The organism is Bacillus cereus group sp. N6 (assembly GCF_016483705.1).
GTDB lineage: Bacteria > Bacillota > Bacilli > Bacillales > Bacillaceae_G > Bacillus_A > Bacillus_A wiedmannii.
The window spans coordinates 31,873-42,395 of record NZ_JAEHBI010000047.1 but is presented as its reverse complement, the minus strand read 5'-3'; the positions used below and the strand labels follow the sequence as shown (position 1 = coordinate 42,395).

The following is a 10,523-nucleotide window of genomic DNA, read 5'->3' as shown; positions in this document are numbered from 1 at the left end:
TACTTTCCCCATGTAGACACCTCATTTGGTTCATTTTTTATTATAGTAACCTGTGTCTACTTTTTAGTCTAACATCATAGATGATGAAACGGGAGCTCCTACAAAGGATTTAGTAGACTTTTATAAATCTGAGTTTGTAGTTAAGAAAGATTCAAATATTAACAGTGTAAAAGATTTAAAAGGTAAAAAAATTGGTTATCAAGATGTAACGTCATCAGCGGGGTATGTATGGCCTGCGGCTGTATTGTTAAAAGAGGGAATTGATCCGCTAAAGGATGTGAAACCTGTTACATTAAAAGGTCACGATCAGTCGCTGATTGCTCTTTTAAATGGTGATGTAGATGTATCTGTTGTATTCCAAGATGCTCGTAATATTGTGAAAAAAGATTATCCGAATATATTCGATCAAACGAAAATAGTGAAATTTACGGAAAAAATTCCTAACGATACGATTTCGGTACGTTCTGATTTAGATGCAGAGTGGAGTAAGAAATTACAGGACGCTTTCATTGAAATAGGAAAGAATGAGGAAGGTCACAAAATCATTAAAGAAGTATATTCACATGAAGGATATGTTAAATCTGATGATAGTAAATTTGATATCGTTCGTGAATATGGAAAGAAAGTAAAAACGCAATAATACATATGGAAATGGCAGCTAACTGGAAGGTGTATGTTTCCAGTTAGTTTGCCATTTTGAATACATAGAAGGTAGGTAAGATGTGTGATAGAATTTCGAAATGTTTCCAAAATGTATCCGAATGGTACAAAAGGATTGAATAATATAAACTTGAACATTCAAAAAGGTGAGTTTGTTGTAATGGTAGGGCTGTCGGGGGCTGGAAAGTCTACACTTCTTAGATCGGTAAATCGCCTTCATGAGATTACAGAAGGAGAAATCTTGATTGAAGGTGAGTCTATTACTGCTGCGAAAGGAAAAGAATTACGACGCATGCGCCGGGATATTGGTATGATTTTTCAAAGTTTTAACCTTGTAAAACGATCAACGGTTTTGAAGAATGTATTAGCTGGGCGTGTTGGATACCATTCGACTTTTCGTACAACGTTAGGTCTATTTCCAAAAGAAGATTTGGAGCTTGCCTTTCAATCGTTAAAAAGGGTGAATATTTTAGAAAAAACATATGCGCGAGCTGATGAATTATCAGGAGGACAACAGCAACGTGTATCGATTGCTAGAGCGTTGGCACAAGAAGCAAAAATTATATTGGCAGATGAACCTGTTGCGTCGTTAGATCCGCTAACAACAAAGCAAGTATTAGATGATTTGAAAAAAATTAATGAAGATTTTGGGATTACAACAATTGTAAACTTACATTCTATTGATTTAGCTAGGCAATATGCGACACGCATTATTGGATTACATGCAGGCGAAATTGTTTTTGATGGTTCAGTAGAAGAGGCAACGGATGAAAAATTTGCTGAAATTTATGGAGACGTAGCGCAGAAAAGTGAATTATTAGAGGTGGCAGTTAAATGAATGACGCGACGATATATTCGAAATCGATACCGAAGCCGCCGAGTAAGTTGAAACATATGTTAACGGCTATTCTAGTCATTTTACTGTTGTGGGGAAGTAGTGTACAGGTTGACGCATCATTTTCAAAACTAGTAGTTGGTTTTCCCAATATGATTGATTTGTTAAAAGAGATGGTGCCGCCTGATTGGAGTTATTTTCAAGTTATTACAACAGCGATGTTAGATACAATACGTATGGCGATTATTGGGACGACTTTAGGAGCGATTTTAGCTATTCCACTGGCACTATTTGCGGCAAGTAATGTGTTTACTAGTACATTTTTGTACGGTCCAGCTCGATTGGTTTTAAATTTTATCCGAACGATACCAGATTTATTATTAGCAGCAATTTTCGTAGCTATTTTTGGAATAGGACCACTTCCAGGTATTTTAGCTCTTACTTTTTTCTCAATTGGGCTCGTGGCGAAATTGTTGTATGAGTCAATGGAATCGATTGATCCAGGTCCATTAGAGGCGATGACAGCAGTAGGAGCAAATAAAGTGCAATGGATTGTGTATGGGGTAATTCCGCAAGTGAAAGCACATTTTGTCTCCTATGTTCTTTATACATTTGAGGTGAATGTACGTGCAGCAGCTGTTTTAGGTTTAGTAGGAGCGGGTGGTATTGGGGTGTATTATGACCGTACACTTGGATTTTTACAATATCAACAAACTGCATCTATTATTATTTATACTCTTGTTGTTGTATTGTTAATTGATTATGTAAGTACATTGTTGCGGGAGAAATTATAATGAGTAAAACGACGATAATTGTACCAAAACCGAAGAAACCGAGTGTGTATCGCTGGTTTATTTTTATAGCACTTGCATTTGTTTATGTATGGGCTTTTTCAGGAGTCCCGCTAGAGGGAATAAAGGATACGGCAGGAGAAATTACAAAAGCAATTATGACAGGTGTATTGAATCCAGATTGGTCGTATGTATCTTTGCCAGATGGTGAAGATTTATTACATGGCTTAATTGATACGTTGGCAATTGCGATATTAGGTACATTTATTTCTGCCTTTTTATCTGTTCCATTCGCTTTTTGGGCGGCAACGAATATGAGCAGTGGAAAATTAACGGCAGGAACTGGGAAATTTGTACTTAGTTTTGTTCGTACATTTCCTGAATTAGTTATGGCTCTTTTATTTATAAAAGCTGTTGGACCAGGCTCCTTTGCCGGAGTTCTAGCTTTAGGATTACACTCTATCGGAATGTTAGGGAAATTATATTCAGAAGGAATTGAAAATATAGATAAAGGACCGACGGAAGCGTTAATAGCTACAGGTGCGAATCGCTTTCAAATACTTTGGTATGCAGTATTGCCACAAGTATTACCGGATTTTCTATCGTATACGTTATACAGGTTCGAAATTAATGTACGATCCGCTGCCATTTTAGGTGTTATTGGAGCAGGTGGGATTGGTACGCCTCTAATTTTTGCACTGAGTTCACGCAATTGGTCTCGTGTGGGTATTATTTTATTGGGTATTATTTTATTGGGTATTATTTTAATGGTAATTATCATTGATTTTATTTCAAGTTCGATACGGAAGAAAATTGTATAATTTATTTTAAGCACCTATAAAAGGTGCTTTTTTATATAATAAGAATAATAAATGTGAGCAATAGGGGGGATAATTTGGCTTTACAGCACGAGTTTGTATTTGTTTCGAATGAAAAAAAAGGGTTGGATTTTATAGGTATAGATTGGATTGAACTTTGTTTTCTATATAAAGAAGAGGCAACGATAGATGAGTGTGTTGTATTAAGTGATGAGCTAATCGTATATCTATTAGATTTTACCCATTGGATTCCGACCTATTATCCAGCGAAAAGAGCAGAAGGGTTTGGAATTCACTATTATGGTATTACGAAAATAGAACAGCAAGGGGCAGTGATAGCAGAACAGTTATTTTGTTCGCTAGTTAACATGTTTTCTCTAGCGCCAGAAACAATCGAACTGACAGGGCAGTTTCAATGGGAAAATGATAATAATACTGATGGAGGATATGAAAGATACGTATTTGATCGAGATAAATTATGCCAAGATTTAAATTCTTTTATTCGTTTGCTTTGCAGAGTGAAAAATGGGGAAGGATATATTTTGCATTATGGAATTTGAAAATGATGAATAAATATACAGATAATTCCCTTTCTTTTTAAAATAAAAATAATGAAAAAGTATGTCATATTGAATACCCATACATTCCCGAAATCATTGATTTTTTTATGAAAAGCCAAAAAAATATCAACATATTTGTCGATACATGTTGTATAATCTTGCGTGGGAAGCTATCATATAAATGTATAAAACGTTTACTAATATAAGCGAAGGGAAGAATAGCATGTCACATTCAATCGAACAACTTTCTATCAACACGATTCGCACATTATCCATCGATGCGATTGAAAAAGCAAACTCTGGTCACCCAGGAATGCCAATGGGTGCAGCACCAATGGCTTATACATTATGGACTCAATTTATGAAACACAATCCAAATAACCCAACGTGGTTTAACCGTGATCGTTTCGTATTATCTGCAGGTCATGGTTCAATGTTACTATACAGCCTACTTCACCTATCTGGTTATGATGTAACAATGGATGACTTAAAGAACTTCCGTCAATGGGGAAGCAAAACTCCAGGACATCCTGAGTACGGTCATACAGCAGGTGTAGACGCAACTACTGGTCCACTTGGACAAGGTATTGCAACTGCTGTAGGTATGGCAATGGCTGAAAGACATTTAGCGGCTAAATATAACCGTGATGCGTATAATGTAGTAGATCATCATACATACGCTATTTGTGGTGATGGAGATTTAATGGAAGGCGTTTCTGCTGAAGCATCTTCATTAGCTGCTCATTTACAATTAGGTCGTCTTGTTGTGCTTTATGATTCAAACGATATTTCATTAGATGGCGATTTAAATCGTTCATTCTCTGAAAGTGTAGAAGATCGTTACAAAGCATACGGATGGCAAGTAATCCGTGTTGAGGATGGAAACGATATTGAAGCTATCGCGAAAGCAATCGAAGAAGCGAAAGCTGACGAAAAACGCCCAACGCTAATTGAAGTAAGAACGACAATTGGTTTCGGTTCTCCAAACAAATCAGGAAAATCAGCTTCACATGGTTCTCCACTTGGTGTAGACGAAACAAAATTAACGAAAGAAGCATATGCTTGGACTGCTGAGCAAGACTTCCATGTAGCAGAAGAAGTATATGACAACTTCCGTAAAACTGTACAAGATGTTGGTGAAACTGCGCAAGCAGCGTGGAACACTATGCTAGGTGAATATGCACAAGCATACCCAGAATTAGCAAACGAATTACAAGCGGCAATGAATGGTCTTCTTCCAGAAGGTTGGGAGCAAAACTTACCAACTTATGAATTAGGATCAAAAGCAGCAACTCGTAATTCTTCAGGTGCTGTAATTAATGCAATTGCAGAGTCTGTACCATCATTCTTCGGTGGATCTGCTGACCTTGCTGGTTCTAACAAAACATACATGAATAACGAAAAAGACTTTACAAGAGATGATTACAGCGGAAAAAACATTTGGTACGGTGTACGTGAGTTCGCAATGGGTGCAGCAATGAACGGTATTGCACTACATGGCGGTTTAAAAACTTACGGTGGTACGTTCTTCGTATTCTCTGACTACTTACGTCCAGCAATTCGTCTTGCAGCATTAATGCAATTGCCAGTAACGTATGTATTCACACACGACAGTATCGCTGTTGGTGAAGATGGTCCAACACATGAACCAATCGAGCAATTAGCAGCGCTACGTGCAATGCCAAATGTATCTGTTATTCGTCCAGCTGATGGTAACGAATCTGTTGCAGCTTGGAGACTAGCTCTAGAATCTACAAACAAACCAACTGCTTTAGTATTAACTCGTCAAGACCTTCCAACATTAGAAGGTGCAAAAGAAGATACGTATGAAAAAGTAGCAAAAGGTGCATATGTAGTTTCTGCAAGCAAGAAAGAAACAGCTGATGTAATCTTACTTGCATCTGGATCTGAAGTAAGTCTAGCTGTTGAAGCGCAAAAAGCGTTAGCAGTAGACGGCGTTGACGCAGCTGTTGTCAGCATGCCATCTATGGATCGCTTTGAAGCTCAAACAGCTGAGTACAAAGAATCTGTATTACCGAAAGCCGTAACAAAACGTTTCGCAATCGAAATGGGTGCTACATTCGGATGGCACCGTTACGTAGGTCTTGACGGAGATGTGTTAGGTATCGATACATTCGGTGCTTCTGCTCCTGGTGAGAAGATTATGGAAGAGTATGGATTTACTGTAGAGAACGTTGTTCGTAAAGTAAAAGAAATGCTTTAATGATTTTAGAAAAATCTCTCCGGCATGGAGAGATTTTTCTATGTAAATGAGTTTTTTCGACAGAAAAAGTTTTTTATCTCTCCGCAGTCAGACAATCATTGCAAAATTTCTTCTATATAATGAAGGGAAAAGGTTGTCCAGATTGGGAGGCGAAAGATGAAAACGTATGAATTGTATTTAATTCAAGGGGATATTGCGAAAGCTTACTTTGGTCGTGAATATTTGTTTTTTGATTTATTTGCTAGATTTTCAGAATCTGGGTCCCTTTCGGAGAGAAAAGTGTTATATAAACAAATGATGTATATAACGATGCCATTACAAGTAATGAAAATTCACCATAAATTAGAACAAGCTTTGCGCGTTCTTGGTAAATATGATCGAACACATCATACACATACACTTTATACAGGAGCGGAATACGGCGAAATAATGGTGAAACCGCACTATATTCGCATGAATACCTCTGGAAACGTTTCTATGGAAACGACTTTCTTTGAGGTGTTAAGAAAGTGTGAATTAACATTTTTAGCTATGGATTATGAAAATACAAAGTACGGATGGCTGAATCCTCTAAAACAAGTACGAACATATGTGTAAAAAATGTCGAATTGTATCTTGTCTTATTGAAAAGGTTTTAGTACACTGTAAGGTAGACAACATGAAGGAGGAAAATATATGCCAATTTGGTTAGGTATTCTAGTGGGCGTAGTAGCACTAGTAGCAGGCGTGGCGTTAGGATTTTTCATTGCCCGCAAATACATGATGAACTACTTAGAAAAAAATCCACCAATTAATGAACAAATGTTAAAAATGATGATGATGCAAATGGGACAAAAACCTTCCCAAAAGAAAATCAATCAAATGATGAGCGCGATGAATAAGCAACAAACGAAATAAGCGCTAAAAGACACTCGCTAAGAGTGTCTTTTCTTTTTGTTAGTTATGTAGTTTAAAACTTTTAAAAATTCAGTATTTTTGGTAAACTGAAAACATCGCTCATTTTAAGGGAGGAGGATAAAAATGAAGGTATTTATTAATTTAGCGTGGTTTTTTAAACAAGAAAAACGAGCGTACATAATCGGAATTATTATGTTATTTGGTGTCGCGCTTCTTGAACTTGTAGCTCCGAAAGTACTAGGTATTGTAGTAGATGAAATTAATAATGGAACATTAACATCTGAAAAATTGTTGAAGTGGGTTATTCTGTTAGTAGTTGTAGGGATTACTATGTACATATTACGTTATTTATGGCGTATTATGATTTTTGGATCTTCGTTAAAACTAGCCCGTCAATTACGAAAGAATTTATATGAACATTTTACAAGGATGAGCCCATCTTTCTATCAATCACGTCGTACGGGTGATTTGATGGCGCATGCGACTAATGATATTCAGGCGATTCAACAAACTGCTGGATCGGGCGTTTTAACACTTGTTGACTCATTAGCGGTTGGGGGATGTGTACTCGTAGCGATGGGTTTTACAATTAGTTGGAAGTTAACATTGTTAAGCTTAATTCCAATGCCGATTGTAGCGATTTCGACAAATTATTATGGAACGTTATTACATAAAAGGTTTCATAAAGCGCAGCAATCGTTTTCAGAAATCAATGATAAAGTGCAAGAGAGTATGAGTGGGATGAAGGTAATTCGATCACTTGGACAAGAGAAAGAAGATTTACAAGCATTTCGAAAAAAATCAGAAGATGTTGTACATAAAAATATGTTAGTCGCACGTATTGATTCGTTGTTTGATCCAACAATCTCTCTTATCGTTGGATTTTCTTTTTTAATTGCAGTGTGTTACGGGTCAGTATTAGTTATGAGGGGTGAATTAACTGTAGGTGATCTCGTTACATTTACAACGTATTTAGGTACCCTCGTTTGGCCAATGTTAGCCTTTGGATGGTTGTTTAATATTATGGAGCGTGGGCGTGCTTCGTATGACCGTGTAGAAAAAATTCTCTCGCAAAAATCAGATGTAGTAAATAGAGAAGATGCTGTACATAAAGTAGCAAGCGGTGATGTTACATTTGCGGTCGATTCATTTTCATATAAGAAAAATGAACTGTTACAGCTAATAGATGTTCACTTTGATTTGAAGAAGGGTGAAACACTAGGAGTTGTCGGACGTACAGGAGCAGGGAAAACGACTTTATTAAAATGTTTAATCCGTGAGTATGATCATTTTAGTGGTGAATTAAAAGTTGGGGAGCGGGATATTCGCGATGTAACACTTTACGGTGTCCGTTCTGCCATTTCATACGTGCCGCAAGATCATTTTTTATTTTCAGCGAGTATTGGGGAGAATATTGCCTTCGGAAAGGCGGATGCTACATATAATGAAATAACCCGCGCTGCAGAGATTGCTTGTATTCATAATGACATCCTCCAATTTTCAGAAGGGTATGAAACGGTAGTAGGAGAAAGAGGCGTTTCGTTATCTGGAGGTCAAAAACAGAGAATCTCTATTGCACGTGCTTTATTAACGAATGCGGAAATTTTAATTTTAGATGATTGTTTATCAGCGGTAGATGCAAAAACAGAAGAAACGATTTTAAATGCATTAAAGAGGGAAAGAGCAGGAAAAACAACGATTATTACTGCTCATCGTTTAAGTGCAATTCAACATGCCAATCTTATACTTGTTGTGGATGAAGGCAGAATTGTGCAACGAGGTACACATGAACAATTAATGAAAGAAAACGGTTGGTATAAAGAAATGTACGAGAGCCAGCAGTTAGAAGCATTAGTCGAGAAAGGAGGCGTATGATGACCGGGAAGAAGCGGAGTGATTTAAGTAGATTACTTTCTTATATGAAGCCATATAAAAGGTTACTATCTTTAGCATTTATCTTTTTAGTTGGTGCAACTGTAACTGAAATGATGGGTCCTTTTTTAATTAAACAATTTCTTGATGAACATTTAGTACCACGTAACTTTGATCAATCAGCACTTGTTACTCTATTTGTAGTGTATCTTATTGCTCACTTATTAAAAGTATTATTTACTTATTTAGACTTATTGTATTTTCAAAATATCGCTTTTAAAATTGTTCAAGATATGCGTGTTGAAGTATATAATCATGTTCAAAAGTTGTCATTAAGTTTCTTTGATCGTACGCCGATTGGTACGCTTGTATCGCGCATAACGAATGATACGGAAGCAATTAAAGATTTTTATGTCAGTGTATTATCCACATTTGTCAAAAATGTAGTCTTTTTAATAGGTATTTTAGTAGCAATGTTTTTATTAAATGTAAAACTAGCTCTATTTTCTCTCGTATTAATTCCGATAATGTTTGCAATTATGGTGCTATATCGCCGGAAGAGTGCAGCCTTTTATTTAGAAGTACGTAATCAATTAAGCGTGTTAAATGCAAAGTTGAATGAGTCCATTCAAGGAATGAATATTGTTCAAGTGTTCAGGCAAGAAAAGCGTATGAGAAAAGAGTTTGAAGAAGTGAATAATAAACATTATAGTGCAGGGCGACGGACGTTAAAGTTAGACGCGTTACTTTTACGTCCAGCAACTGATTTAGTTCATATTGTGGCTATTGCGTTAGTACTTGGTTTATTTGGAATTGATGCTTTGAAGAGTCCTGTTGAAGTAGGTGTCTTATATGCGTTTGTTAACTATATACATCGTTTCTTCCAGCCTGTAAATGAGATGATGATGATGAAATTATCATTTTTCCAACAGGCACTTGTTTCATCATCACGTGTATTTCATTTAATGGATGAGAAAGATTTAGCTCCAGTTCAAAAAGGGGATGGAAATCCTCAAGTTGTTAATGGAGAAATTGAATTTAAAAATGTTACTTTTTCGTATGATGGAAAACGTGATGTTTTAAAAAATGTATCTTTTCACGTGAAACAAGGGCAAACAGTTGCTTTCGTTGGGCACACTGGTAGCGGAAAAAGTACTATTATGAATTTGTTAATGCGATTTTATAATATTAAGTCCGGAAATATTGTAATAGATGGTGTAGATTTAGAGAGATTTGAAGAAAGAGAAATTAGAAAGAAAATAGGACTCGTATTGCAAGATGCATTTTTATTTGCGGGAAATGTAAAACAAAATATTCGTATGTACAATGAAGAAATTACGGATGAAGAAGTAAAAGAAGCGGCACAATTTGTGCAAGCGAATACGTTTATTGAAAAATTACCAGAGCAGTATGAAACAGAAGTAGTAGAAAGAGGAGCTGCATTTTCTAGTGGTCAACGCCAATTAATTGCTTTTGCTAGAACGATAGCAACGAATCCGAAAGTATTAGTATTAGATGAAGCAACAGCTAATATTGATACAGAAACAGAAGATGCGATCCAAACAGCATTACAGCAAATGCGAAAAGGGAGAACGACTATAGCAATTGCACACAGATTATCTACAATTCAAGATGCAGATCAAATTTTTGTTATGCATGATGGAGAAATAGTAGAAAGAGGAACACATCAAGAATTACTGAGTGAGCAAGGGTTGTATTATAATATGTATTTACTACAAAATAAAGGGATTTTACAAAAGGCCTTGTAATTATAAGGCCTTTTTACTTTGTTTATAAAATATGTTTGCTCTCAATGTCTATAGTAGAAACGTCGTGACCCTTTATTAAAGTTGTACATATTGTATG

Annotated in this window: 9 protein-coding genes and 1 pseudogene; all 10 read left to right on the top strand. The window is 36.2% G+C overall.

Annotation, left to right across the window (positions count from 1 at the left end):
* Positions 1-76: 76 nt before the first annotated feature.
* Positions 77-640 (top strand): annotated as a pseudogene (locus JDS99_RS24675) (phosphate/phosphite/phosphonate ABC transporter substrate-binding protein); the annotation flags it as partial.
* A gap of 84 nt (positions 641-724) precedes the next feature.
* Complete coding sequence (gene phnC, locus JDS99_RS24670) at positions 725-1,498, top strand: phosphonate ABC transporter ATP-binding protein (RefSeq protein WP_087982021.1); 774 nt, start codon at positions 725-727, stop codon at positions 1,496-1,498.
* Complete coding sequence (gene phnE, locus JDS99_RS24665) at positions 1,495-2,289, top strand: phosphonate ABC transporter, permease protein PhnE (RefSeq protein WP_199695865.1); 795 nt, start codon at positions 1,495-1,497, stop codon at positions 2,287-2,289. The genes phnC and phnE (JDS99_RS24665) overlap by 4 nt, the downstream gene beginning before the upstream one ends.
* Positions 2,289-3,107 carry a phosphonate ABC transporter, permease protein PhnE gene (phnE, locus tag JDS99_RS24660; RefSeq protein WP_199695864.1) on the top strand — a complete coding sequence of 273 codons (819 nt, stop codon included), beginning with the start codon at positions 2,289-2,291 and terminating at the stop codon, positions 3,105-3,107. The genes phnE (JDS99_RS24665) and phnE (JDS99_RS24660) overlap by 1 nt, the downstream gene beginning before the upstream one ends.
* Before the next feature lie 74 nt (positions 3,108-3,181).
* Positions 3,182-3,664 (top strand): coproporphyrinogen III oxidase, encoded by a 483-nt coding sequence (locus JDS99_RS24655; RefSeq protein ID WP_088608934.1) that lies wholly within the window; start codon positions 3,182-3,184, stop codon positions 3,662-3,664.
* Between the two features lie 223 nt (positions 3,665-3,887).
* Positions 3,888-5,888: a transketolase gene (gene tkt, locus JDS99_RS24650; protein WP_060487429.1), complete on the top strand. Its 2,001-nt coding sequence runs from the start codon at positions 3,888-3,890 to the stop codon at positions 5,886-5,888.
* 156 nt (positions 5,889-6,044) lie between these two features.
* The gene (gene sirA, locus JDS99_RS24645) at positions 6,045-6,485 is read left to right on the top strand and encodes a sporulation inhibitor of replication protein SirA (RefSeq protein WP_199695863.1); all 441 of its coding nucleotides are present in this window, start codon (positions 6,045-6,047) and stop codon (positions 6,483-6,485) included.
* Positions 6,486-6,563: 78 nt separating this feature from the next.
* Positions 6,564-6,785 (top strand): YneF family protein, encoded by a 222-nt coding sequence (locus JDS99_RS24640; protein WP_001123315.1) that lies wholly within the window; start codon positions 6,564-6,566, stop codon positions 6,783-6,785.
* 123 nt (positions 6,786-6,908) lie between these two features.
* Entirely contained in the window at positions 6,909-8,660 is a 1,752-nt protein-coding gene (locus tag JDS99_RS24635; protein WP_199695862.1) for an ABC transporter ATP-binding protein, read from the top strand.
* The gene (locus tag JDS99_RS24630) at positions 8,660-10,426 is read left to right on the top strand and encodes an ABC transporter ATP-binding protein (protein WP_199695861.1); all 1,767 of its coding nucleotides are present in this window, start codon (positions 8,660-8,662) and stop codon (positions 10,424-10,426) included. Before JDS99_RS24635 ends, JDS99_RS24630 begins: the two co-directional genes overlap by 1 nt.
* Positions 10,427-10,523: the final 97 nt, after the last annotated feature.